Annotated in this window: 24 protein-coding genes and 1 pseudogene; 13 read left to right on the forward strand and 12 right to left on the reverse strand. The window is 55.8% G+C overall.

Features of this window, described 5'->3' with window-relative positions; genetic code table 11:
* Positions 1-183 precede the first annotated feature (183 nt).
* On the reverse strand, positions 184-1,071 hold the full coding sequence (locus tag FQ179_RS17300) for a LysR substrate-binding domain-containing protein (protein ID WP_149398568.1): 888 nt from the start codon (positions 1,069-1,071) through the stop codon (positions 184-186).
* A 269-nt stretch (positions 1,072-1,340) separates the two neighbouring features.
* Between FQ179_RS17300 and FQ179_RS17305 the strand changes: the two genes are divergently transcribed.
* Together FQ179_RS17305 and FQ179_RS17310 are read left to right on the forward strand one after the other, a co-directional pair.
* A complete protein-coding gene (locus tag FQ179_RS17305) occupies positions 1,341-3,035 on the forward strand; it encodes a thiamine pyrophosphate-binding protein (protein WP_149398569.1) in 1,695 nt (564 codons plus the stop codon).
* Positions 3,036-3,230: 195 nt separating this feature from the next.
* Positions 3,231-4,424 carry an acyl-CoA dehydrogenase gene (locus FQ179_RS17310; protein ID WP_149398570.1) on the forward strand — a complete coding sequence of 398 codons (1,194 nt, stop codon included), beginning with the start codon at positions 3,231-3,233 and terminating at the stop codon, positions 4,422-4,424.
* Positions 4,425-4,465: 41 nt separating this feature from the next.
* Here the strand turns inward: FQ179_RS17310 and mobA are convergent, their stop codons facing one another.
* Genes mobA through FQ179_RS17325 form a run of 3 tightly spaced genes read right to left on the reverse strand, consistent with a single transcriptional unit; the run spans position 4,466 to position 7,408 of the window.
* Positions 4,466-5,170: a molybdenum cofactor guanylyltransferase gene (gene mobA, locus FQ179_RS17315; protein WP_149398571.1), complete on the reverse strand. Its 705-nt coding sequence runs from the start codon at positions 5,168-5,170 to the stop codon at positions 4,466-4,468.
* Positions 5,171-5,184: 14 nt separating this feature from the next.
* Entirely contained in the window at positions 5,185-6,279 is a 1,095-nt protein-coding gene (gene moaA / locus FQ179_RS17320; RefSeq protein ID WP_149398572.1) for a GTP 3',8-cyclase MoaA, read from the reverse strand.
* A gap of 7 nt (positions 6,280-6,286) precedes the next feature.
* Positions 6,287-7,408: a substrate-binding domain-containing protein gene (locus FQ179_RS17325; RefSeq protein WP_149398573.1), complete on the reverse strand. Its 1,122-nt coding sequence runs from the start codon at positions 7,406-7,408 to the stop codon at positions 6,287-6,289.
* A 190-nt stretch (positions 7,409-7,598) separates the two neighbouring features.
* Between FQ179_RS17325 and FQ179_RS17330 the strand changes: the two genes are divergently transcribed.
* From FQ179_RS17330 to FQ179_RS22495, 7 genes are all read left to right on the forward strand, one after another.
* Positions 7,599-8,105, forward strand: a complete 507-nt coding sequence (locus FQ179_RS17330) for a formate dehydrogenase subunit gamma (RefSeq protein WP_149398574.1) — start codon at positions 7,599-7,601, stop codon at positions 8,103-8,105.
* Positions 8,102-9,673, forward strand: coding sequence for an NADH-quinone oxidoreductase subunit NuoF (locus FQ179_RS17335; protein WP_149398575.1), 1,572 nt, complete (start codon positions 8,102-8,104; stop codon positions 9,671-9,673). The genes FQ179_RS17330 and FQ179_RS17335 overlap by 4 nt, the downstream gene beginning before the upstream one ends.
* 11 nt (positions 9,674-9,684) lie before the next feature.
* Positions 9,685-12,684: a formate dehydrogenase subunit alpha gene (gene fdhF / locus FQ179_RS17340; RefSeq protein WP_149398576.1), complete on the forward strand. Its 3,000-nt coding sequence runs from the start codon at positions 9,685-9,687 to the stop codon at positions 12,682-12,684.
* A gap of 27 nt (positions 12,685-12,711) precedes the next feature.
* Entirely contained in the window at positions 12,712-13,587 is an 876-nt protein-coding gene (gene fdhD, locus FQ179_RS17345) for a formate dehydrogenase accessory sulfurtransferase FdhD (RefSeq protein ID WP_370459891.1), read from the forward strand.
* The gene (locus tag FQ179_RS17350; RefSeq protein WP_149398577.1) at positions 13,584-13,847 is read left to right on the forward strand and encodes a formate dehydrogenase subunit delta; all 264 of its coding nucleotides are present in this window, start codon (positions 13,584-13,586) and stop codon (positions 13,845-13,847) included. The genes fdhD and FQ179_RS17350 overlap by 4 nt, the downstream gene beginning before the upstream one ends.
* Positions 13,848-13,921: 74 nt before the next feature.
* Positions 13,922-15,316, forward strand: a complete 1,395-nt coding sequence (locus FQ179_RS17355; protein ID WP_149398578.1) for an OFA family MFS transporter — start codon at positions 13,922-13,924, stop codon at positions 15,314-15,316.
* Positions 15,317-15,328: 12 nt separating this feature from the next.
* A complete protein-coding gene (locus FQ179_RS22495; protein WP_223146288.1) occupies positions 15,329-15,451 on the forward strand; it encodes an oxalate:formate antiporter in 123 nt (40 codons plus the stop codon).
* Positions 15,452-15,584: 133 nt separating this feature from the next.
* On the opposite strand, the gene FQ179_RS17360 is transcribed toward FQ179_RS22495, so the two are convergent.
* Together FQ179_RS17360 and FQ179_RS17365 are read right to left on the reverse strand one after the other, a co-directional pair.
* Positions 15,585-16,046 carry a universal stress protein gene (locus tag FQ179_RS17360; RefSeq protein WP_149398579.1) on the reverse strand — a complete coding sequence of 154 codons (462 nt, stop codon included), beginning with the start codon at positions 16,044-16,046 and terminating at the stop codon, positions 15,585-15,587.
* Positions 16,047-16,151: 105 nt separating this feature from the next.
* The gene (locus FQ179_RS17365; RefSeq protein ID WP_149398580.1) at positions 16,152-16,508 is read right to left on the reverse strand and encodes a TIGR01244 family sulfur transferase; all 357 of its coding nucleotides are present in this window, start codon (positions 16,506-16,508) and stop codon (positions 16,152-16,154) included.
* A 207-nt stretch (positions 16,509-16,715) separates the two neighbouring features.
* On the opposite strand from FQ179_RS17365, the gene FQ179_RS17370 reads away from it, so the two are divergent.
* The 3 genes from FQ179_RS17370 to FQ179_RS17380 are packed head-to-tail and all read left to right on the forward strand — an operon-like array spanning position 16,716 to position 18,823.
* Positions 16,716-17,120, forward strand: a complete 405-nt coding sequence (locus FQ179_RS17370; RefSeq protein WP_149398581.1) for a group III truncated hemoglobin — start codon at positions 16,716-16,718, stop codon at positions 17,118-17,120.
* Complete coding sequence (locus FQ179_RS17375) at positions 17,113-18,339, forward strand: NnrS family protein (protein ID WP_149398582.1); 1,227 nt, start codon at positions 17,113-17,115, stop codon at positions 18,337-18,339. The genes FQ179_RS17370 and FQ179_RS17375 overlap by 8 nt, the downstream gene beginning before the upstream one ends.
* 31 nt (positions 18,340-18,370) lie before the next feature.
* Positions 18,371-18,823, forward strand: a complete 453-nt coding sequence (locus tag FQ179_RS17380) for an Rrf2 family transcriptional regulator (RefSeq protein ID WP_149398583.1) — start codon at positions 18,371-18,373, stop codon at positions 18,821-18,823.
* Positions 18,824-19,768: 945 nt separating this feature from the next.
* Here the strand turns inward: FQ179_RS17380 and serA are convergent.
* The 4 genes from serA to FQ179_RS17400 form a co-directional block, all read right to left on the reverse strand.
* Positions 19,769-20,989 carry a phosphoglycerate dehydrogenase gene (gene serA / locus FQ179_RS17385; RefSeq protein ID WP_255475045.1) on the reverse strand — a complete coding sequence of 407 codons (1,221 nt, stop codon included), beginning with the start codon at positions 20,987-20,989 and terminating at the stop codon, positions 19,769-19,771.
* 224 nt (positions 20,990-21,213) lie between these two features.
* On the reverse strand, positions 21,214-21,630 hold the full coding sequence (locus FQ179_RS17390; protein WP_149398585.1) for a PaaI family thioesterase: 417 nt from the start codon (positions 21,628-21,630) through the stop codon (positions 21,214-21,216).
* A 288-nt stretch (positions 21,631-21,918) separates the two neighbouring features.
* A complete protein-coding gene (locus tag FQ179_RS22500) occupies positions 21,919-22,143 on the reverse strand; it encodes a DUF6356 family protein (protein ID WP_149398586.1) in 225 nt (74 codons plus the stop codon).
* A gap of 268 nt (positions 22,144-22,411) precedes the next feature.
* Positions 22,412-23,467, reverse strand: a complete 1,056-nt coding sequence (locus FQ179_RS17400; RefSeq protein WP_149398587.1) for a YhcG family protein — start codon at positions 23,465-23,467, stop codon at positions 22,412-22,414.
* A gap of 111 nt (positions 23,468-23,578) precedes the next feature.
* On the opposite strand from FQ179_RS17400, the gene FQ179_RS22365 reads away from it, so the two are divergent.
* Positions 23,579-23,827 (forward strand): hypothetical protein, encoded by a 249-nt coding sequence (locus FQ179_RS22365; protein WP_188074644.1) that lies wholly within the window; start codon positions 23,579-23,581, stop codon positions 23,825-23,827.
* 62 nt (positions 23,828-23,889) lie between these two features.
* On the opposite strand, the pseudogene FQ179_RS22965 reads toward FQ179_RS22365, so the two are convergent.
* Positions 23,890-24,051: pseudogene (locus FQ179_RS22965) on the reverse strand (cell filamentation protein Fic); the annotation flags it as partial.
* Positions 24,052-24,271: 220 nt separating this feature from the next.
* Positions 24,272-25,363 (reverse strand): redox-regulated ATPase YchF, encoded by a 1,092-nt coding sequence (gene ychF, locus FQ179_RS17415; protein ID WP_149398588.1) that lies wholly within the window; start codon positions 25,361-25,363, stop codon positions 24,272-24,274.
* Between the last annotated feature and the right edge of the window lie 65 nt (positions 25,364-25,428).

Here is a 25,428-nt window from a genome sequence, read left to right on the forward strand (position 1 = left end):
CTATTCCCGTCTATTCCCGTCTATCCCGTCTATTCCCGTCTGTCTCCGTCTGTCTCTGGCCGTCTGTGTCTCTGGCTCCCTGTTCTCTGTTTCTTACCCCTAGCCGCCTCACCCCTTACTTTTGCCTCACCCCTTACTTTTGCCTTTCCGTTTTTTTGTCTTTGTCTTTGTCTTTCACTCAATTTACTGCGCCAGCCCCTGCACCCATGATTCAAACATGTTGAGCGCTTCAGAGCGATCGCGATCCACTGGATAACTGAAAAAATAGGCTTCCGGCACTTTTAGCACACCCTCAACCGGCGCGACCAGCGTGCCGGCATCCAGCTCAGGTTGCGCCAGAAAGCGTGGCACCAGGCCCACGCCCATACCTGCTTTGACGGCCGCAATAACCATGGAAAACAGTTCATAGCGCGGCCCGGCACTAATGGAAGGCTGGTATTCGCGCCCCTGTGCGTCATACCAGTATCGCCAGGCATCAGGACGAGAAAGCATATGCAGATGGGTAAGACCCGACATGTCGCTGTCAACAGTCTCACGCCCTTTAAGCAGCTGGGGCATGCACACAGGCACCAGCGCCTCTTCATCAAAGAGTTTGATGCCTCGCGTCTGTGGCCATAATTGTTCAGCATGGTAAATGGCGGCATCCACAGGGTGATCTTTGAACTGAAACGGCAAAGTGCGGGAGGACAGGCTTACCGCAATATCACCATGCAGGCGATGAAACTGAGCCAATCGGGGCACCAACCAGGTCGTCGCCAGGGTGGGCAGGACAGCAATATGCAGGCTACGCCCCATGCCTGAGCGAGAAATCAACCCAAATGTGTCTTTTTCCAGTTGCTCCAGGTGATGGCGAACACGGGCAGCGTATTCTGCGCCAGCATCCGTCAGACCCACGCGGCGCCGGATACGCGTTAACAACTGCACCCCCAGACGCTCCTCCAGCCCAGTCACTTGACGGTATACGGCGCTATGCGTCAACGCCAGCTCCTCGGCAGCGCGCGAAAAAGATCCCAGCCGCGCAGTCGCTTCGAACGCCTGCAACGCCCCAAGATTGGGCACCCCATTTCTCATATCCGTCTCCGAAGCCAGAAATCTGGCAAACTATTGCAAGCAACGCGAGGATTTCGCGCCCTGAAAACCAGTAACCCGATGCCAGGCATCGTGTGCAAGGGGCTCGAGACACCGCGCGTCAGCGTTTGGATGCCCAAGGTCGATACCTGGTGCTGGATGGCGAGCCACACCAGATCTGTACGTCACGCCAATGTCTTGCCTAATACGCAAGACATTGTGCAATTTTATCAATTGCGTTGTGCGCCCAACGCACATTATCCTTGCTTACCATGACAACTGAATCCAGCTCTACTCTGCAGGCCCGCATTGGCGGCCACATTCTCGTCGACCAACTCGTCGCCCACGGGGCCGAGCACGTATTCTGCGTGCCTGGTGAAAGTTACCTCGCGGTGCTCGATGGTTTGTATGACGCCTCCATCGAGGTCACAGTATGTCGCCAGGAAGGCGGCGCAGCCATGATGGCTGATGCCTATGGCAAGCTCACAGGCAAACCCGGCATCTGCATGGTTACACGTGCGCCTGGTGCCTCTAATGCGCTGGCAGGCATACATATCGCCCAGCAAGATTCAACACCCCTTATTCTGTTTGTCGGCCAGATTGAACGCGGCATGCGTGAGCGCGAAGCCTTTCAAGAAATGGATTACCGCGCCGTTTTCGGTACCCAGGCCAAATGGGTTACCGAAATCGACCAGGTTGAACGCATACCCGAGCTGATATCCCGGGCCTTTCATGTCGCCACCTCTGGCCGCCCAGGCCCCGTCGTTATCGCGCTGCCTGAAGATATGCTGGTGGAAACCGCCCAGGTAGCCGATGCACCCCGTTACCAAGTTATAGAAAGCGCACCAACGACAGCGCAACTTGACGACCTGCAGGGTTTGCTAGCCAACGCCCGCAAGCCTATTGCCATTCTTGGCGGCACGCGTTGGGACCAAAACGCCGTCGACGAATTCGCCCAGTTTGCCAGCCGTTATCAATTGCCTGTTGCTGTACAGTTTCGTCGTCAAATGCTGTTTCCGGTTGATCACCCAAGCTTCACGGGCGATGTCGGGCTGGGCAGCAACCCCGAGCTTATGCAGTACATACGTGATGCCGACCTGGTGCTGCTGGTAGGCGGGCGCATGTCAGAAATCGCCAGCCAGAGCTACACGCTTTTCGACATTCCTGTTCCCAAGCAAAAGCTGGTGCATGTTTACCCTGACGCCGGCGAGTTAAACCGCGTTTACCGCGCCACACTGGGTATTAATGTGTCGCCCAGCGCATTCGCCCAAGCGGTGTCTGCCCTGAAACCAGCCGGAACACCTGCATGGGCAAACGATCTGACCCGCTTGCGGTCAAGCTATGAGGCCTGGAGCGACCCCAGCACCATTACACACCCCGGCGCTCTGCAGGTTGGCAAGGTTATGGCCTACTTGGCCTCTGCCCTGCCCGACGACAGCATTATGTGCAATGGCGCCGGCAACTATGCCACCTGGCTGCACCGCTTTCATCCCTTCAAGCGCTACGGCACACAGCTAGCGCCAACCTCGGGCTCCATGGGCTACGGCCTGCCTGCGGCCGTGGGGGCCAAGCGCATCCATCCTTCACGCACGGTTATATGCTTTGCCGGTGACGGCTGCTTCATGATGCACGGGCAAGAATTCGCCACCGCCGTACAATACAACCTGCCCATTGTTGTGCTTATTTTCGACAACGGCATGTTTGGCACTATTCGCATGCATCAAGAGCTCCATTACCCCGCACGCATCTCGGCCACCACACTCGAAAACCCCGATTTTGCTGCCTACGCCCAGGCATTTGGCGGCCACGGCGAGCGTGTCGAAACCACCGAGCAGTTTGCACCAGCGTTTGAACGCGCCGTAGCCAGTGGCAAGCCCGCCATCCTGCATTGCCTGATCGACCCCGAGGCCATTACCCCAACTACTACGCTGCAGAAAATTCGCGAGAAGGCACAGGCGGCACGCTAAAGGCGTTGAAACCGACGGTGCAAGCGCAGCCAGATATCGTACCCAGTAAAACGGCGAGGTGTAGTGTCATGCAAGCACCTTCGCCTAATGTAACTCCGTCGCGGCTGCACGCACCACTCAGTCGGCAGCACAAACCATCACTATCAATCGCCATCAGGCGATTGACATTAAATTCATCTGATACGAGGTATTAAAATGTCGTCCAACCCTTCATTCCACTGGGAAGACCCACTCTTGCTGGACAGCCAGCTTACCGAAGAAGAACGCATGGTGCGTGACGCAGCGCAAGCCTACTCGCAAGACAAGCTGGCGCCGCGCGTGCTCGAAGCCTTCCGCCACGAAAAAACCGACCCGGCCATTTTTTCTGAGATGGGTGAACTTGGCCTGCTGGGCGCCACCATTCCTGAAGAGTACGGCGGCGCTGGCATGAACTACGTCAGCTACGGCCTTATCGCCCGCGAAGTCGAGCGCATTGACTCAGGCTACCGCTCCATGATGAGTGTGCAGTCATCGCTGGTGATGGTGCCTATCAACGAGTTTGGCAGTGAAGAGCAAAAGCAGAAGTATCTGCCCAAGCTGGCCCGCGGTGAATGGATTGGCTGTTTCGGCCTGACCGAGCCCAACCATGGCTCCGACCCAGGCAGCATGGAAACCCGCGCCGTCAAAACGGCCGATGGCTATACCATCTCTGGCGCCAAAATGTGGATCACCAACTCACCCATCGCCGACGTGTTCGTGGTGTGGGCCAAAGTGGTGGGCGGCGATGATGACGGCAAAATCCGCGGCTTCATACTTGAAAAAGGCATGAAGGGCCTGTCTGCGCCGGTCATTCATGGCAAGGTCGGCCTGCGTTCGTCGATCACCGGTGAAGTCGTTATGGACAGCGTCGAGGTCGGTGCCGAACAGATGATGCCGGGTGTCAGCGGCCTGCGTGGCCCCTTCACCTGCCTGAACTCCGCTCGCTACGGGATCGCATGGGGTGCACTGGGTGCCGCCGAGTCTTGCTGGCATACCGCCCGCCAGTACACCATGGATCGCAAGCAGTTTGGTCGCCCTCTGGCGGCAAACCAGCTTATCCAGAAAAAACTGGCTGACATGCAGACGGAAATTACCCTGGGTCTGCAAGGCTGCCTGCGCCTGGGTCGCATGAAAGACGAAGGCATTGCCGCCGTCGAGATCACCTCCATCATGAAGCGCAACTCGTGCGGCAAGTCACTGGATATCGCTCGTATGGCGCGCGACATGCTGGGTGGCAATGGCATCTCGGATGAATTCGGCGTTGCCCGTCATCTGGTCAACCTTGAAGTCGTCAATACCTATGAAGGCACACACGACGTGCATGCACTGATTCTGGGTCGCGCCCAGACAGGACTTCAGGCGTTTTTCTAAGCCGTTTGTCGGCTCGGTAGAAAAAAAGGGGCGGCAGGCGCTTAAACAGTGTCTGCCGCCCCTCTAATTTGAGCGTGCTGCAAATCTGCCAGGGTATTGATATTGGCGAATGCATGCTCGCCCATATCGAAAGGCGCCGACACAGCGCCTATGCGTTCCAGCCACAACATTACCTTACGGTCCCCCCCCAGCAAGTAACTACGCAAACTAGGCGCCAGATCCGCGTGCACCATCATGCATAAGGGGTGCGAACGGGTCGTGGTCGCGTAAGCGGCTTGAGCCACCTTGCGGGCAATGGCATCGGCAAGACGCGGCACAAGGTCTTCAGGCGGGTTAATTACGTCAACAGGCGTAACGACCAACCAAGGCGTGTCAATGCGCACCAGCGCACTGTAGATACCCGCCAACGGCCCTGCATCTGGCCCTATCTCGGCATCGTCAGTAATTACTTCTCCATAGCGCGCAAACGCATCAACGCTGCGATTGGCGCTGATCACCACGCGGCTGACCTGCCCTTGGAGAAAACGCCGGGCGTGAGCCACCAACGGCTCATCGTGCAACAAAGCCAGGCCTTTTTCTATGGGCACAATGCCGCTATTGGCTGCCGGCATCTCTGGTGACAGCCCTCCACGCGGACCGTGGCGTACGAGTCGCCCTGACGGGGCTGACCCTGCAACAGTCGGCTGCATGCGGCTAGCCCGCCCTCCTGCAAGAATAAGGCCCGTGAGATGTTCGCGCGGTATCATGCCTCGTGCGCCGTTTATCCGCCGATGTAACTCATCTCGATCTTGCGCGCCGCTGCCGTCTGTTTTCCGCGAATTTCAGAGTAATGGTCGTCACGACCCGACCAGATCTCGGCCCATCGCGCCGCAAGCTGGTCTATGCTGGCACCGCTGCGCACCAGTGCGCGCACGTCATGGCCCTGGCTGGCAAACAAACAGAGAAACACCTGCCCTTCGGGCGACAGGCGTGCGCGTGTACAGTCGCCGCAAAAGGGCTGAGAGACACTAGTGATGACCCCGACCTCGCCCGCGCCATCTTCATAGCGCCAGCGCGCAGCCACTTCACCACGGTAATCAGAGGTGACAGGCTGCAAAGGGAACTGCTGAGCAATAAGTTGCCTGATCTCGGCACCCGTGACCACCTCTTTCAGGTTCCAGCCATTGGTCGACCCGACATCCATGAACTCGATAAACCGCAGAATATGCCCGCTATGGCGAAAGTGTTGGGCCATGGGAAGAATCTGATCATCGTTCATGCCCTTGCGCACTACCATGTTGACCTTGACGGGTGCCAGCCCGACACGCGCAGCTTCATCGATGCCGCGCAACACGGTTTTTACACTGACCTTGCTGTCACTCATACGCTCAAAAAGGCGTTCATCGAGCGCATCAAGGCTGACCGTAACTCGCCCTAGCCCCGCCTCTTTAAGGGCTGCCGCCTTTTTTTCGAGCAAGGTGCCGTTGGTGGTAAGGGTAAGCTCAAGCGGGTTGCCCTCGGGCGTGCGCAAGGCTGCCAGCATGGCGATCAGCACCTCGATGTTTTTACGCAACAAGGGCTCGCCGCCGGTAAGGCGAATTTTACGCAAACCGAGTCTAGTGCCGGCTTCTGCCACGCGAGCAATTTCTTCAAAGCTGAGCAGCTCGGCGTGCGGCATAAACTGATAATCGCTGCCAAACACTTCACGTGGCATGCAATACGTACATCGAAAGTTACAGCGGTCGGTAACCGATATGCGCAGGTCACGCAAAGGCCTCGACCTCGTGTCCAGCACTGCACCACCGACGGTCTGTGCGGCAACCGGCCTGACCCCTGGGACGGGGCGCGAATCCGAATGAAAGATAACTTTGCTCATATTGATATCATAGCGCGCCAGCGCGCCCCGTGAGTGCCTGCACGCCCTGTTCTCCAAATGCTGACGTTAAGGTCTGCACCTGCCCCATACAGGCCGCGTCATAACCCACCAACTCGGAAACATAGGCCTGGTACTGCTCACCATTCATCAGATTGAGCAAACGCTGCATTTGCGGCGTATCGAGCGAGTCACGATGAACAGCAAAAAAATAACGTTCGTGAACCAGCGGAATAAACGTCAGGCCGCACCGCCAGGCGGCCGTTTCCACGCCAATGCCCACATCGGCCATGCCGCTCGCGATATGTGCCGCAATCGCCATATGGGTAAACTCACTGGTGTCAAAACCTTGCACCTTGCTGGTGTCGATATTGAGCTCCTGCAGCATCAGTTCAACCAGATAACGCGTGCTTGACCCGATCTGGCGGTTCACAAAGCGGACATCATCATTAACCAGGTCGGCGACCGACTCAATGTGTTTGGGGTTTTCAGGCTTGACGATCATGCCGGTGTTGCGCACCGCCAGGTGAATGAGCACATGTCGATCAGGCTTGAGCCACTGCCTGTAGCGCTCAAGAATAGGCTGTTCAAACTCACCCAAGGGCACCTGAAAACCGGCCAGGTCGCATTCTGATCGATCAAGCGATGCCAGCGCCTCAATGGCGGTGCGGTAGCGCAATTCGACGGGCGAAATATCGAGGCCATTGGCCAGTTGCATCAGGCCTTCTACCGCAAACCCATGACTGGCATGCAGACGCAGCCTGGGCTGGCTTGCGGGATACAGGCGGTCGAGCTCTTCTTGCAACTCTGACGCCATACTTTCAAGTGTGGGCATGAGCCTGGCATCAACACGCCGGTTTGCCCACAACAGGTGCTGCCCGAACGCCGTAACGCGTGAGCCCTGACGACGCGAGGTGTCGATGAGTGCAGCACCAAACTCCTTCTCGGCGTTACGCACAACACCCCAGGCGTGTCGGTAAGAAAGCCCACAGGCTTTACAGGCGCCGGCAATATGCCCGGTGGCATCGATGGCGGCCAGCAGCCGCAAAACTTCGCTCAGTGCAAGCTCGTTTCCCGATGGGTTTTCCAGCACCCATTCTGACCGTAGCCGTGCCTTGAATTTATAGCTCATGCGTCTCCATGCCTCTCTTATATGTTTTTTATTGCCTATTAAAAAACTTCTTATATGTCAATTTTTTCTTATTGAAGCTTATGACTTAAGTGTGTAGATTACCTCAAAGCATAAAAAAACATATATGCAATCAAAAACATATTAGAGACAACCCAGCCTTGGCTACCTAAGGCTGTCGGAGGAAGAAACCATGCATACGCCCTCGGCTTCAGACGAGTTCATCCCCTCGGACGAAAGCGTACATACCGCGACACGCCAGGCCATAGCGCATTACCAAGGCCAAAACGGCAACTTGCTGCCCATACTCCATGCGGTTCAGCATGCCTTGGGCTGTATACCGGCCAGCGCCGTGCCGGTGCTGGCCGAAGCCCTGCAGCTATCAAGGGCAGAAGTACATGGCGTCATCAGCTTCTACCCGCATTTTCGGCAGACACCCGCTGCGCCTGTCGTACTGCAAATGTGCCGTGCTGAATCATGCCAAGCCATGGGCGGCGAACAACTTGCTGCCCACGCCATGCAGCGCCTGGGCTGCGATTTTCACGAAAACTCATCAAACCAGGCCGTAACACTCGAACCCGTTTATTGCCTTGGCCTTTGTGCTCAGTCGCCCGCCATCATGATTAATGGCCAGCCGCACGCCCGGGTCACGCCGGAGAAACTGGATCGCCTGCTTCAGGAAGAGGGGTATCAGGCATGAGCAAAACCATAAAAGTCTTTGTTCCGCGCGACACTGCGGCCATTGCCGTCGGTGCCAATGCGGTGGCCGAGGCCATTGCTCAGGAAGCGACACGTCAGCACGCCGACATTGAACTGATACGCAACGGCTCTCGCGGCATGCTGTGGCTGGAAACACTGGTCGAAGTTGAAACACCGTCCGGACGCATTGCCTACGGGCCCATCGAACCCGACGACGTACCAGGCTTGTTCAGCGCCGGCTTTCTGCAAGGCCAACCGCATGCGCTCTGGAAAGGCCTGACCGATGAGATCCCGTGGTTAAAAAACCAGGAACGTCTTACCTTTGCACGTATTGGCATCACCGACCCCTTGTCGCTGGACGATTACCAGGCACATGGCGGCTTCGTTGGCCTGAACAAGGCATTGACGATGACACCGTCAGCCATTGTCGAGGAGGTAACCGCATCAGGCCTGCGTGGACGCGGCGGTGCAGCCTTCCCCACAGGCATTAAATGGAAAACCGTACTCGAAACCACCTCTGAACAAAAATACATTGCCTGCAATGCCGACGAAGGTGACTCGGGCACGTTTTCAGATCGTATGTTGATGGAAGGCGACCCCTATACACTGATCGAAGGCATGATCATCGCAGGACTGGCCGTGCAGGCCAACTATGGTTATGTGTATCTTCGCTCTGAATACCCATACGCCATCGAGACACTTGAAGAGGCCATACGGCGGGCGCGCACAGCAGGATGGCTGGGCCAGAATGTACGTGGCAGCGGCCGCGCCTTCGACATGGAAGTGCGGGTGGGCGCAGGCGCCTATATCTGCGGTGAAGAAACATCGATGCTGGAAAGCCTCGAAGGCAAACGCGGCCTGGTGCGCGCCAAACCGCCACTGCCGGCCATAAAAGGCCTTTTCGGCAAACCAACCGTCATCAACAACGTCGTATCGCTGGCTTCAGTGCCCATTATTCTGGCCCGTGGCGCGGCGTTCTATCAAGATTACGGCATGGGCCGCTCAACCGGTACGCTGGCCTTCCAGCTGGCCGGCAATATTCGGCATGGCGGCCTTGTAGAAAAAGCCTTTGGCGTTAGCCTGAAGGAGTTGCTGTATGACTATGGCGCAGGCAGTGCCAGCGGCCGGCCATTGCGCGCCGTGCAGGTTGGAGGGCCACTTGGCGCCTACCTGCCCCCTTCAAAATGGGACGCCCCGCTTGATTATGAAACCTATATCAAGCTGTCGGCCATGATTGGTCATGGCGGCATCGTGGCGTTTGACGACACGGTAGACATGGCCAAAATGGCGCAATATGCCATGGATTTTTGTGCCATAGAATCTTGCGGCAAATGCACTCCCTGTCGCATTGGCTCGATACGCGGCACAGAAGTCATTCAGAAGATTCGTGACAACGATCAGCGCGAAGCCCAGGTGGTCTTGCTGCGTGACCTATGCGACACCATGATGGCGGGTTCACTCTGCGCCCTGGGGGGCATGACGCCATACCCAGTACTTTCCGCTCTGGAGTTTTTTCCAGAAGATTTCGGCCTGCCCTCATCCGAGGCTGCCGGCACACAGATCGCCTGACGGAGGCCACCATGCTTGAGACCATCGCCCGACGTGACCGTGATTTTGGCACCCCGGCATCAACACAAACCACTTATGTAAGCATTACTGTGGATGGCATTGCCATCGATGTGCCTGAAGGTAGTTCAGTCATGCGCGCCGCTGCAGAAGCCGGCATCAACATACCCAAGCTGTGCGCCTCTGACAACCTTGAAGCATTTGGCTCATGCCGGCTGTGTCTGGTGCAGATAGAAGGACGCCGGGGCTATCCGGCCTCCTGCACCACGCCGGTCGAAGCTGGCATGGTGATTCATACCGAAAACAAAAAACTGCATGAACTGCGGCGTGGTGTGATGGAGCTGTATATTTCCGACCACCCCCTAGATTGCCTGACATGCCCGGCCAACGGTGATTGCGAGCTACAGGACATGGCCGGAGTAGTTGGTTTGCGCAATGTGCGCTATGGCTTTGAAGGTGCCAACCACCTGGACGATACCCAAGACACCTCCAGCCCTTACTTTACCTATGACCCCGCAAAGTGTATTGTCTGCAGCCGCTGCGTGCGGGCCTGCGACGAAGTGCAAGGCACGTTTGCGCTAACGGTGGATGGCCGCGGCTTTGCATCACGCATTACAGCAGGCCAGAACGATGGGTTTCTGGGCAGCGAGTGCGTATCGTGCGGCGCCTGTGTACAGGCCTGCCCCACCTCTTCGCTCATGGAAAACTCTGTCATAGAAAAAGGCCTTGGCGAACATTCTGTCATTACCACTTGCGCGTATTGCGGCGTAGGCTGCGCCTTCAAGGTCGACATGAAGGGCCAGGAAGTCGTACGCATGGTGCCCTGGAAAGATGGCAAGGCCAACCGCGGCCACTCATGTGTCAAAGGCCGGTTCGCCTGGGGCTACGCCACCCACAAAGACCGCATGACCAAACCCATGATACGTAGCCACATTTCTGAACCCTGGCGCGAAGTCAGTTGGGACGAGGCTATCCAGTACGCTGCCTCAGAGATTCGCCGCATCCAGAGCAAGTATGGGCGAGACTCGGTCGGCGGCATTACCTCTTCGCGTTGCACCAACGAAGAAACCTATCTAGTACAGAAATTGGTACGCGCCGCCTTTGGCACCAATAACGTCGACACCTGCGCTCGTGTGTGCCATTCGCCAACCGGCTACGGGCTCAAGACAACCATAGGCGAATCAGCCGGCACACAAACCTTTGACTCGGTCATGCATACCGACGTGGTCATTTTGATGGGGGCCAACCCCAGTGCAGCGCACCCTGTGTTTGCTTCGCGCCTGAAGCGACGCCTGCGCGAAGGCGCAAAACTCATTGTTATTGACCCGCGCCGCATCGAGCTGGTGCAGGCACCCCACGTCAAAGCAGACTTTCATCTTCCGGTACGACCTGGCACTAACACTGCACTGCTCACCAGCATGGCTCACGTCATTGCTACCGAAGGGTTGGTCGACGAAGCCTTTGTTGCCGAGCGCTGTGAGGCGGAAGCCTTTGAGCATTGGCGTGAATTCGTGGCACGCCCCGAGTACTCGCCCGAAGCCATGGAGAGTGAAACTGGCGTACCTGCCGCAGACGTACGTGGGGCCGCACGCTTGTTCGCCACCCACGGCAACGGCGCTATTTACTATGGCCTTGGCGTTACCGAGCACAGCCAGGGTTCAACAACCGTCATGGCCATCGCCAACCTAGCCATGGCAACCGGCAACTATGGGCGTGAAGGCGTGGGTGTCAACCCGTTGCGCGGACAGAACAACGTTCAGGGTTCGTGCGACATGGGGTCCTTTCCGCATGAGCTGCCGGGCTATCGCCACGTGTCTGACGACGCTGTTCGCCATCAATTTGAGCAAGACTGGGGCGTCATCCTTCAGGCCGAGCCGGGCCTACGTCTTCCCAATATGTTTGATGCGGCAATCAGTGGGTCTTTCAAGGGGCTTTATTGCCAGGGCGAAGACATCGTCCAGTCTGACCCCAACACGCAGCATGTGGCCGCAGCGCTGGCTGCCATGGAGTGCGTCATCGTTCAGGACATCTTCCTGAACGAAACCGCAAAGTATGCACATGTATTTCTGCCAGGCTCTTCATTTCTTGAGAAAGACGGCACCTTCACCAATGCCGAGCGTCGTATTTCACGCGTACGTAAGGTGATGGAGCCCATGGGTGAGCTGGCCGACTGGGAGGCCACCTGCGCACTGTCCAATGCCTTGGGCTACCCCATGCAGTACACCCATCCTTCTCAAATTATGGATGAGATCGCCCGCCTGACACCTACCTTTGCCGGCGTGTCGTTCAACAAAATCGAGGCCTTGGGCGGAAGCGTGCAATGGCCGTGCAACGAAGAAGCGCCTGATGGCACGCCCATCATGCACGTTGACACCTTCGTGCGCGGCAAGGGGCGTTTCATGATCACCAAGTATGTGCCCAGCGATGAACGCAGCACACGAAAGTTTCCGCTGCTGCTCACAACAGGCCGCACCCTCACGCAATACAATGTGGGCGCGCAAACGCGGCGCACTGCCAACGTGGTCTGGCACGACGAAGATCTGCTAGAGATGCATCCCCACGATGCCGAAGACCGAGGCATTCAGTCGGGCGACATGGTGGCGATAGCCAGCCGCGCAGGTGAAACCGTATTACGGGCGGATGTTACCGACCGAGTACAGCCTGGCGTTCTGTACACCACTTTTCATTTTCCCGAATCCGGTGCCAACGTCGTCACAACCGACAGCACAGACTGGGCAACTGATTGCCCCGAATACAAGGTTACGGCCGTGCAGGCCCGCCGAGTTACAGAGCCTTCGGCGTGGCAGGCTCAATGGTCACGCTTTAGCGATGTTCAGGCCAGACTGCTTGAACAGCGTACGCGTGAAGGCGAGACCGCTGCCAGCGCTCCATCGGGGCCGACGGTAAGGCCGGCAAAACAGAAAGAAAAGGTGACTGTAGATGCGTCTGCCGCACAGCCGCATCAGTCTGCAACTGGCGTACGGGCAACCCCCGCGCTTGCCTCAGAAAACTGAGTGGCGCACTGGAAACCTGAGCAAAACATGACACCTATGCCTGAACCCCTACCCTGCGCCTACCCCGCTGAAATCGCCTGCTATGAAGGCAGCGAATCTGCGGTGGTAGTACGCATAGGCTCGGCGGAGCAAAATAAATTCCATCTGGAAGATGACAGACTAGCCCGGGAAGTTGCGGTCGCTCTTGAGTTCAATGGCATCAGCCATGCCACGCTTCTGGCTACGCCAACTGACCTCGAAGACTTTGCTCTGGGGTTTTCACTGACCGAAGGCATTATCCACAGCGCCGATGATCTGTATGACATCGAACTCTCCGAACGCCCTGAAGGCATTGTTATTCAGGCGCAAATAGCCAGTGCCTGCTTGCACAAACTGAAAATGCGGCGCCGAAACCTTGCCGGCCGCACGGGTTGCGGGCTGTGCGGTGTGGAAAGCCTGGGCGAGGTCCGGCGCGTACTACCGGCCGTACAAGCCCGGCACGAATGGGTATCCACCCGCGCCATTCTTGATGCTGTGGCGCAACTTCGCGCGCAACAGCCTCTGCATCAGGAAACGGGTGCCACACACGCCGCCGGCTGGGCATCGCTCGACGGGCAGTTGCTTTATGTGAGGGAAGATGTAGGCCGACACAATGCCCTGGACAAGCTTATCGGTCACCTATTACGCGAGGCGATCGACCCTGCCTCAGGGTTTGCCGTGATATCAAGCCGCGCAAGCTTTGAAATGGTGCAAAAGGCTGCCGCCATGGGAATGTCTGCGCTAATTGCCGTATCAGCACCCACCACCTATGCCTGTGCCCTGGCCAACGACCTTAACGTCATGCTTGCAGGCTTTGCCCGCGGCAACGCGTTTACCGTTTACAGCCACCCAGAATTCCTGATCAGTCATGGGAGTACGACATGAACAATATCGACCATCTTATCCGTCTGGCCAACCGCATCGGCGCATTCTTCGAAGCAATGCCCCGCCATGACGAAGCCATTGAAGGCATCGCCAATCATATTCACAAATTCTGGGAACCCCGCATGCGCATTGCCATGCTGGCGTTCATCAAGGCCAGACCTGACGGCCAGTCGGAGGAGGCGGGCCTGGACGCAATCGTACTCGAGTCACTGCTCAAGAACAGGGAGAGATTAACCCCCAAACAAACATCAACCCACTGAGTTTTTAGTTGCACCACCACTTTTTCTGCACTCTGTATTAATAAACGCTGCCCCCTCAGCAACAAGGAGACAACATGAGCACAGATCGCACAGCAGGTTTTTTCAGCAAGGAACGCATAACTGCGCCTCCTGGCTTTAACCGATGGATGATCCCACCCGCTGCACTCGCTGTACACCTATGCATTGGCCAGGCCTACGCATTTTCAGTATTCAATGGTCCCATGACACGCCTTGTCGGTATCTCGGAGTCTGCGCCGGGCGACTGGGATTTGCCGACACTGGGCTGGATCTTCAGCATTGCCATCGTTTTTCTCGGGCTGTCTGCGGCATTTGCCGGCAAGTGGCTGGAGGAAGTCGGACCGCGCAAGGCCATGTTTGTGGCCGCATGCTGCTTCGGCGGCGGCTTTCTGGTCTCGGCAGTCGGCATTTCATTGCATCAGATATGGCTGGTTTATCTAGGGTACGGTGTGCTGGGCGGTATAGGCTTGGGCATAGGCTATGTATCGCCTGTTTCTACGCTGATCAAATGGTTTCCTGACCGGCGAGGCATGGCAACGGGCATGGCGATCATGGGGTTCGGAGGCGGAGCATTTATTGCCTCACCCCTGTCGGTCGCCATGATGAACCATTTTCAGTCGTCCACATCGGTAGGCGTGGCCCAAACGTTCGTCGTGATGGGCGTGCTGTATTTTATTTCCATGACCATCGGTTCGCTGGCCGTGCGCATTCCTGCCGCTAACTGGAAGCCTGAAGGCTGGACGCCTCCGGTCACACAGAATGCGATGATCACACGCAATCATGTTCATATTGACCAGGCCCTGAGAACGCCTCAGTTCTGGCTGATCTGGTGGGCACTATGCCTGAACGTAACCGCTGGCATAGGTGTGTTGGGTCAGGCCTCAGTCATGATCCAGGAGAGTTTTAAGGGCGGCATTACGCCGGCTGCTGCCGCAGGCTTTGTGGGTGTACTGTCATTGGCCAACATGCTGGGGCGTTTTTTCTGGGCATCGGTTTCTGACTACGTGGGCCGCAAAAACACCTATTACATTTTTTTCGTCTTGGGCGCAGCGCTTTACTTTATGGTGCCAGGCATGGGGTCGGCAGGTAATGTGGCACTGTTTGTATTGTTCTACGCCATCATCATATCGATGTACGGCGGCGGGTTTTCGACAGTGCCGGCCTATCTGGCCGATCTGTTTGGCACCCGTTTTGTAGGCGGCATCCACGGCCGTCTGCTGACAGCATGGTCGGCAGCAGGTGTTTTTGGCCCGGTGCTGGTAAATTACATTCGCCAATATCAGGTAGATAGTGGGGTACCGCCCGCACAAGCCTATACCACCACTATGTACATCATGGCTGGGCTACTGATTATCGGGTTTCTCTGCAACATGATGGTACGCCCGGTAGCCGCCCACCATCACATGGGCGAAGAACAACCCAGCCTCAAGCCCATCCTGGCTGCCGAATAAAGGAGCATATTCATGACAACACAAACAACTACAAGCCCACCTGCATTGGTAGCAATGTTTTGGCTTTATGTAGGCATACCGCTGGTTTGGGGCATCTGGGAAACCATGCTGAAGGCTACGGCGTTATTTCAATAACCTGCATACCGCCGGGCTGGCCTCTTGCGGGGCTTGAGCCCGGCGGCGTGGGCACTGCCTGACACGCAGCAAGCCTGCAAAAAAAAGCCACCGATTTACACGGTGGCTTTTTTTGCAGCAGGTTAGTGCCCGATCAGGAGGACTCTTTCACCCGGTAAACCAGTACCGCCGTCTTGGCCAGGCTGAGCACCTTAATGGTGACACTGCCCAGTAGCAAACGCGAAAGACCGCTGCGACCGTGACTGCCGATAAAGATCAGATCGCAATCTTCTTCGGTGGCTGTCTGCACAATGCCATCTGCTACGTTAAAGTTGGACACGGCCTTGCCTGTGGCCTTGACGCCTGCCGTCTCAGCCCGATCAAGCACAGACTGGAGGTATTTTTGCGCCTGTTGCTGGGCCGTTTTATCGTAGTCTTCGTCAGTAATGGCATAGGCGGCTGCCATGCCATCGAAACCGACCGTTGCGGCGAACGGTTGGGTAACGTACACAGCCACGACTTCGGCGCCCGTTTCACGGGCGAAGGAGACGCCTTTGTTAGCTGCTTGTGCTGACAGTGCAGAACCATCAGTCGGAATTAAAATTCTTTTGAACATGCTTGTAGTCCCCATGTGTTGCTTGGCCCCAAAGATTAACGTCAAGTGTAATTAATAACACTTGGTATATACACCTGTGCTGATATGCATCAGACAATTTGCTTATTATGACTTGTTTGCATTGATTTGCCGCGCGGCTTCAAACAACGCAGTGCAGCGTGCCCCCGAACGGCAATACGCCAGCACAGGCTCGGGAAGCTGCTTGAGCAACTTGGCAAAGCACTCGACATCATCATACGTCATGGCACCGCTTACAACAGGCTGATACTCAATTTGCAGGCCTGCGGCCTGCGCGGCCTTTATCACGTCAGCTGACAGCGGCTGGTCGGGCCCGCCTTCAAGGTCGGGCCGATTGATAATTACGCTTCTGAAACCTGCATTGGCGACGTCGGGCATATCGTCTGGCCCTAATTGCGGGGCGACCGCAAAGGTATCGGTCAGCGCCCTGATGGCTACAGACATGGCGTACTCCTGCTTGATGGAATAAAAAGAAAATAGTATGACGGCCAACTGGGCGACGCAAGCTCTGCTTTCACGCGTATTTCTTACAGGCTACCATTGACGGTGAAGACGGCTTTCTATAAGATATATATAAAATGAATCTTTAAAGCCGTTTTCACTCGAAAACATCTTGTCCCCACTATTTCTAGGCTACCCGGAAGCTTCTCGATGTCCCGATCCGAACTCTGCACCGAAGCAGAAATCACTACGCTTGTTTACTCGTTTTACGACAAAGTTCGCGCTGACCCCCTCATAGGCCCTGTTTTCAACGACGCCATCCACGACTGGGACACTCACCTGACAATCATGGTGCGGTTCTGGTCGTCAGTACTGATCGGCAGTGGCACGTATAGCGGTGCCCCCATGCCCAAGCATGTAGCCTTGCCCGGCCTCGACGCCGACATGTTTGTACGCTGGCTTCAGCTTTTTCATGACACCACAGAAACCTTGCCAAATCGGCTGTTTGCCGAGCGCGCCGAAGAGGCCGCGCATCGTATTGCCCGCAGCCTGTGGTTTGGCTATCAAATGAATAACAACCCTGACAGCATGCCCAAGGATCTTCATAATGGCTGAACTCATCCACCCCCAGGAGCGCCAAGCTGGTGTGGCGCGGCCCGACCTGACCACCTTCCTCAGCCTCGGTTTTCGCCCGCTTTATATTGCGGGTGTTGTCTGGGCGCTCGTTTCCATCGCAATCTGGATTTTCGCGCCACAACTGATCCCTGCACCAATGTGGGGCGTTGCGTGGCACGCCCACGAAATGCTGTGGGGCTTTATCGTTACGATTGCACTGGGTTTTTTGCTTACTGCCAGTGCAACCTGGACGGGTTTCAACCCGCTGAAAGGCGCCCCGCTGGGTCTGGTGTGCATTCTTTGGCTGATCGCACGCATTGCCTACCTGACCGGCGGCGATACGGCCTTCACGGTGGGTGTGATCAGTGAGTCTGCCTTTTTCCTTATCAGTGCACTCAGCCTGCTAAGGGTGGTCATCAAAGGCAAAAGCCGTCGCAACTATGGCCTGCCTCTGCTGGTGCTCGGCTTGGGCGTGGCCAATGTGCTGTATCTTTCGGCAGCAAAAAATGGCGATTATGTTCTTCTCATCGAGCACTTTAATCAAGGCTTGATCGCCATGGCTGTGGTCGCCCTATTGATTGCACGCCGGGTTATTCCCTTCTTCTCCATGCGCATGGTGCCTGAGCTGAAGCTGCCCATGCTGGTTGGCAGCGGCAAATACCAACTGGGTTTTGGTGTGGCGGCTATTGTGTTCAGTTTGGTGGGCCTGAGCTGGGCCATGGCGCTGTCGCTTGCTATTACGGGTTTGATCAGTCTGTGGCAGCTTGCTCACTGGAAGCCGTTTTCAGTGCTGCACAAGCCTATGTTATGGATTCTGTACCTGGGCTACGCAATGATCGGTATCGGTCTGATATGTGCAGCCGCGCACATGGCGGGTATTGGCGCCAGTAGCCCGTTGGGCCGAAGCGCAACACATGTACATATTATCGGCATGGGCGGGTTCTGCATTCTGATTATTGGCATGCTTACACGCACGGCGTTGGGCCATCTTGGCAGGCCGTTGGCGCTTGATGCCAGCATGCTGCTCAGTTATTACCTGATGATTGCGGCCGTGGCGCTGCGTCTGGCGGCTTTGTGGCCATCAAGCGTCACGCTGATGCTGTTGCATGCTTCTGCCGCATGCTGGATCGTATGCATGGGTCTTTATTTGTGGCGGTTCGTGCCTATGTTGATCCGCCCGCGGCCTGATGCGGTGCTCAAGGCCAAGGCGGCCAAGTAGTAGCAATTATGCAGCTCTCTAAGGTGTCAATATGCGGCTGACCATGATGACGGATTATGCGATGCGCCTGCTCATGTATGTGGGCGAGCGCCCCGACCGGTTGTGTACCATTGCCGAGATTGCTCGGGCCTATGGTATTTCAGAGCCGCATTTGATGAAGATTACGCATAGGTTGGCTCAGCGGGGGTGGCTGGAAACGGTGCGGGGCAAGAATGGCGGTATGCGGCTTGCCATGCCCGCTGAGCAAATTAATCTGGGTGCGGTGGTGCGCGACACTGAAAATGATCTTGCACTGGTTGAGTGTTATACGGATGCAAACCAGTGCAGTCTGACGGGGCGCTGTGGGGTGCGGTCGATTCTTGACGGGGCTCTGGTGGCGTTTTTGCAGCATCTTGATGGGTTTACGCTGGCTGATGTGTTGGTTACGCCGGCAACGTTTGAGGTGCCTGTGGTTTTTGAGGCTCGGCGTGGGGTTACCAAGTAGGGTTGGTTTTTCGGCTGGCTGAGGGCTTGATGATGAGGTTTTATGGCGCTGCCTTTTGGTGGCGCTTTTTTTGTGGGCGCTCTTTCTTGTGAGGCTGCCATATTTGGTTTCTTAATTCGCGCGCGGGCCAGTGCCCTGTGCCCTGAGCATTAAATCGTATGGTCTTTGCTGGGCGCCTGCAGCGGTTGGTTTCTTAATTCGCGCGCGAGCTAGGGCGTGTAGCCTGCGCCCTTTGCACTAAATCGTGTGCTCTTTGCAGAGCCGCAGCGGTTGGGTTCTTCAGTCGCGCCGCGGACCAGTGCCCTGAGCGCCAAATCGCGCGGCCCCTGCGGGGCTGCCCGTCAGGAAGGCCCTGTCTCAGGGGACGGGCGTGAACTCGTCCAAAACAGTCCCCCGGACTGTTTTGGACTCAGACAGCACGCCCTCTCAGGCCCCTGATCCAAGACCTTCCTGACGGCACGCTCAAATGGCGCTCAGGGCACTGGTCCGCGGCGCTTTGCAGATTTTTATTACTTAGTATGTGGTGATCTTCGCTATGCTCAGCGTCAGCCACAAGGCCAGGTTAGTGTTGGTGTTGGTGTTGACGCTTGCGAGTCGAGTCGAGTCAAGTTGATGTCGGACGATATTTATGGCTGTGTAGCGGGCTGTTGCACGATCTTTTTCATGAGCACCCCTCTGTCTGACAACAGAAGCGGGTCGGGCCCGGAGCGCTTGTACTTAGGCGCAGGGGCAACTTCCTTAAAAGGTAACTGCAATGAGCTTTTCGGAGCGCGTAACAGTTTAGTTGCGGCGGGTGCCCGATCGTACGATTTTTACGGGGCACTCGCGCCGCTGGCTTCTGTAGGCGCACAATGATCAAGTTCTGACGCCACTATTGCGACGCCAGTACCTTGTTGAGCACGAACCTACAAAACTAACGGAGCGGCATATTTGCCGCTCGCCAGATTAAACGATATTGCAACGCACGGTGATCGGGTGCGCTCTAAGCACTGAGACAACGGTGTCGTCAACCTTGCCTTCGACGTCGGAGATGACGTAACCGATTTGGCCTTTGGTCTGCAGTTGCTGGCTGAGAATGTTGAGCCCGTGCTCGGCCATCAGGTTGCTGAGGGTACCCATGGCGCCTGGCAGGTTGCGGTGAACGTGCAGGATACGGGCGGTTCCCATGGTGGGCTGGTATGAGATTTCGGGGAAGTTGACAGCGCCTTTTGTGGTGCCGCTGAGCAGAAAATGGCAAAGTTTTTCGGCGACTTCGCGGCCGATGTTTTCTTGGGACTCTTGCGTGCTGCCGCCAATGTGCGGGGTAAGGATGACGTTGCGCTTGCCGATTAATGGGCTTTTAAGGGCTTCGTCACGGCTTTTGGGTTCGACGGGGAACACGTCTATGGCGGCCCCTGACAGATGGCCGGAATCTAGCGCGTTATTGAGTGCGTCAATGTCGACCACCGAACCTCGCGAGGCGTTGATAAGGATAGCGCCTTTCTTCATGGAGGCGATGGCTTCTGCATCCATGATGTTTTCAGTGGCTTTACCACCCGGCACATGCAGCGTCACCACATCGGCCTGAGCCAGGAATTTTTTGAGTGAGGTTGTGGCACGTGCGTTGCCCAGGGGCAGTTTGGCTTCGACGTCATGAAAAATAACGCGCATGCCCGCGGCTTCGGCGAGTGTGCCCACTTGTGAACCAATATTGCCGTACCCGATGATACCCAAGGTTTTACCGCGCGCTTCGAAGGCACCGTCTGCAGTTTTGTCCCAGAAGCCCTGATGTACACGGTCGTTTTTTTCAGGGATGCGGCGCAACAGCAAAATGGCTTCACCCAGCACCAATTCGGCGACCGAACGGGTATTGGAAAATGGCGCATTAAAAACCGGCACGCCACGCAACATGGCGGATTCAAGATCGACCTGATTGGTCCCGATGCAGAAACACCCTACAACACGCAAGTCAGTAGCTTCGGCGAGCACAGCCGCGTCAAGCTGCGTGCGGGAACGAATACCCAACACATGTGCGCCGCGAACCGCTTCACGCAATTGCTCGGAAGACAGTGCAGAAGCATGCGTTACGACGTTGTCAAAACCGGCGGCGTTGAAGACTTCTTTGGCGCTGGGGTGGATGTTTTCAAACAGGACAATACGAGTCATTGATGGATCCAGGCTAGTCAAAACGAAAAACGTTTATTGTGGACTATTTTAGGCCTGAATGCTTGTGAAGCCATTATTGAATAAGGGTTTATAAATAGCTAGCAGATATATAGGGCTCAACAGGCCGTCCAGAAACGAATTCCGAGTCACTGCACCCGCGTTTACGCTCTATAAGAGCACGCTTATCTGGTCTTTATCTCTTTGGCTGGTGTTTGAACAAGCTTTTCGTTTGACCGTTTTGTTGTTCAACGATGCACATTCACAATGGTCGCTTGCATGGCTGCGATTACTTTAACCGTAGAGCCAGAATAGGCATGGACTTCTCCAGCACAAACGGTGAGCAGTTTGCCTGCATTGATTACTTTGCCAATGGCGACAAACCGGTCACCCATGGCGGGCCGCATGAAATTTATTTTGAACTCGGCGGTAACCACCTCGTACCCGGGTGGCGCCATGCTCAATGCGGCATACCCGCAGGCGCTGTCCACCACACTGGTAATCGCACCCGCATGAACGTAACCATGTTGCTGCGAAAGCCCCTTCGAAAACGGTAATGCGATCTGCACCTCACCCTCTTCGACCAGGACAAGCTGTGCGCCCAGTGTGGCCATCAAGCCCTGCGCATCGAAACTGGCAGAAATACGGTTGTGGAGGTCGCTCATGACAGGAAAGCCTTTTGATCAGATAGTTTTTTTTTGACAGCCCGCTGACTTTGAGGCCGAAGATATCTGGCGCGCCAAACGCATCAAATACGTGGTGGCTGTCATAAGCGCCAACGCTATGCGAAGGCGATAACCATCATACCTTGCCTTCTGTTAACGTCGCCCGCACTGAGCGACAGTGAGAAGAAGCGTCCTAGCGCTTCTTCATAAAGCCGCTGCACAATATCGTCTCAATGGTGCACGTAACGTGGGTGATCAGTGCAACATCCACTGTAAGGCTGGCAATAACTAACCTACACGGCTGTCACGATGCGCGACCATTCTTTTGTACAAATTGGTGATATTCGTACTGCCAGTTTTCACAAAGCAAAAAGGCAAAACACCATGAACGATGGCGGCCGCACCACTACCCAGCATGGTCAGCGCGAAAGAAAACGACACCTTCATGTGTTGCAGGTAGGATTCACCGACAGAGCTCGGGTGTTTGGTAAAAAGCTGAGAGAAATTTTTCATGAGTTTTATAACAGCGTCTTGAATGGCAATATCACTATTTTAATTCTTTAAGCTTAAAAAATTATTGTCTTGTTTACACGCAAAACCCTTGTTTGTAGAAATTAATTCCCTACAAGTGACCATGTGCAAGAAAATGACGCGACGCAATTACATGAACGGCCGAAAAATATGGAAAGGCGCCGCCGCTGCAGCAGTTAGTTGCTGGCCTTTCCACTGCATCAAGAACTATTCCGGCGTGCCGGTGACGCCGTAGCGCAGGCCCAGCGCATCATTCCTCGGCACCCTTGCTCATGGAGTTACCCAGCTCTCTTTCGATCTGCTCAATACTAGGCAAGCTGGTCTGCAGTTCGGCGGGAAGCGACTCGACCAATTGGTACTCAGCCACACCTAGTGGCTGAGCGTTATTGCGCAGCGCGTATTCAGCCACCACCTTGTTTTTGCCTTTGCATAACAACAGGCCGATGGTGGGGCTGTCGTCTGGGCGCTTTATTTGCGTGTCCACCGCCGTCAGGTAGAAGCTCAGTTGTCCCAAGTGCTCAGGCTTGAACTTTCCACCCTTCAGCTCGATCACCACATAGCAGCGCAGCTTGAGGTGGTAAAACAGCAAGTCGATGAAGAACTCGTCACGACCCACGTTCAGCAACACCTGTCGCCCCACGAAAGCGAAACCTGCGCCGAGCTCCAACAAAAATTCGGTAACGTGCCTGATCAGCGCACCCTCGATCTCCCTTTCCTGTGCCTCGTCGGTCAGACCGAGAAAATCAAAACGGTACGGATCCTTGATCGACTCACGAGCCAAATCAGATTGCGGCGCAGGCAACGTAGTCGGGAAGTTGGTGACTGCCTGGCCGTTGCGCTCCAACAGCCGGGACTCGATCTGCATCACCAGCACGTTGCGCGACCAGTTGTGCTCGATGGCCTTGGCCGCATACCACTTACGAGTTTGCGGGCCAGGCAGTTTGTCCAGCAAGGCCAACTGGTGATACCAGGGCAATTGTGCAAGCACCTCTTGCACAAATGATTCGTCCGGCCAGGCTTCGGCAAACGCCCGCATATACTTGAGGTTTCGCGGTGAAAAACCCTTCATTTCCGGGAAGGCGGTACGCAGGTCATGCGACAGCCGCTCGATCACCTTTGCGCCCCAGCCCTGCTCTGCCTGCCGCTCCAGGATGTCGCGACCGATCTGCCAGTAAAGCCCCACCAGCTCCCGATTGGCCGCCAGCGCCGCCCGCTGCTGCGCGGTATGAATGCGACCCTTTAAATCGACTAGCCAATCTGCATAGCCTTGCGGGACGGGGATCAAGGAGATTGGTTTGTCAGTCATAGCACCGTCATTCCTTTGGAAGCGAAACCTTTTCTCGCATCCAATTAACAGCCTTCGCCAGCGATCTTCAGGTATCCCCTGCGTCTCTTCGTGCCATTTGTGCAGCACCTCATGCACGATCATCTCATCGGAGACAGCTCCTTTGCCACGCAGCAGATCGCTCCATGCCGCTATCTAGGTAGCGGCGATTTCGTATTACTCAGTTTTCGCTGTCTTGAATGTGAACGGAATTTTATCAAGAGTCTCGACGATCTTGAAGACATGATGATCGAAGTACGGCTTGCAACCACCACGCTTCGCCAGCGACACGTATTAATTGCGCTCTGCCTGCCAGCAGTTCCTGCGTCACGGCCTGCTTGAGGGCGCAGGTCTTGGGGCGGCGGTTTTCGAGAGTGGTTATTTCGGTGTCCATGTCGGCGAAGTGAGGGCGCGACAACGACGCCTTGCAGGCGATTGGATGATTCGGTTGACTCTATCACCGCGACCTGGCTCAGACCCTTGAGGGTTTCGGGCGACTGCACGGCGCAGCACTTTTACTTGCCCAGACACTCGCCCAGTGAGCGCAGCGTGGGCGCCTGAGTGCCATGACTTTGACTGCCCTTTTCTTGAACCTAGCACAGGTCGGCTTTGCAGGGCTGATAAAGCTGACCGGAAGGAAGATACGTATGAGTCTTCATAAAAAGACGAGTAATAAAATTAAAAATCACCCCATTTACTCATTGATTACCCGATTCTCAGTCTCCCATCCTTGGCAAAGGCAAACGACAATGGAACCGCACACAAAGGGGCAACAAGCCCCACAGGTCAGACGTTAAACAAAAAATTCAGCACGTCGCCATCTTTAACCACATACTCTTTGCCTTCTGCACGCATCTTGCCGGCCTCTTTGGCGCCCTGCTCGCCTTTGCAGGCAATAAAGTCGTCATAAGCAATGGTTTGCGCACGGATGAAACCACGTTCAAAGTCGGTGTGGATGACGCCGGCGGCATTGGGTGCAGTGTCGCCAATGCGGATGGTCCAGGCGCGCACTTCTTTTACACCTGCCGTAAAGTATGTTTGTAAACCGAGCAGCGAGTAGGCCGCACGAATAACGCGGTTCAGGCCAGGCTCTTCCATGCCCATGTCTTGCAGAAATTCGAGTTTGTCCTCGTCATCAAGCTCGGCGATCTCGGCTTCGACGGCAGCACATACGGCAACTACGGGTGCATTTTCAGCCTCTGCGTACTTACGCACTGCATCGAGGTGGGGGTTGTTTTCGAACCCATCTTCACGCACGTTGGCGACATACATGCTGCGTTTTGCAGTGATAAAGCAAAACTGTTTGATAAGCGCTTTGTCGTCGTCGTCGAGGTCCAGCGAGCGCACCGGGCGTGCCTCGTTAAGTACCGGAATGATTTTTTCAAGGATGGCAACAATCTTGATGCCCTCTTTATCACCCGCACGCGCGGTTTTCTGATTGCGGTGCAATGCCTTTTCAGCCGTGGCCAGATCAGCCAGGGCCAACTCGGTATTGATAACTTCAATATCAGACACTGGGTTTACACGACCGGCCACGTGAATGACGTTCTCGTCTTCAAAGCAGCGTACGACGTGCACAATGGCATCGGTTTCACGGATGTTGGCCAGAAACTGGTTACCCAGGCCCTCACCTTTGGACGCACCGGCAACCAGACCAGCGATGTCAACGAATTCGACCACGGCGGGCAGAATGCGCTCAGGCTTGACGATTTCGGCAAGTGCCGTCAAACGCGCATCGGGCACCTCAACGACGCCAACGTTAGGCTCGATAGTGCAAAAGGGGTAGTTCTCGGCGGCAATGCCAGCCTTGGTCAGGGCGTTAAAGAGCGTAGATTTCCCGACGTTGGGCAAGCCAACGATGCCACATTGCAGAGCCATGAGTATCCTGAAAAATAAAGAATATTTCGAAAAGAAGCTATTGTAGTAGTTCGCTGGCAGATTTG

This window comes from Pusillimonas sp. ANT_WB101 (genome assembly GCF_008369125.1).
Taxonomy (GTDB): Bacteria; Pseudomonadota; Gammaproteobacteria; order Burkholderiales; family Burkholderiaceae_B; genus Allopusillimonas.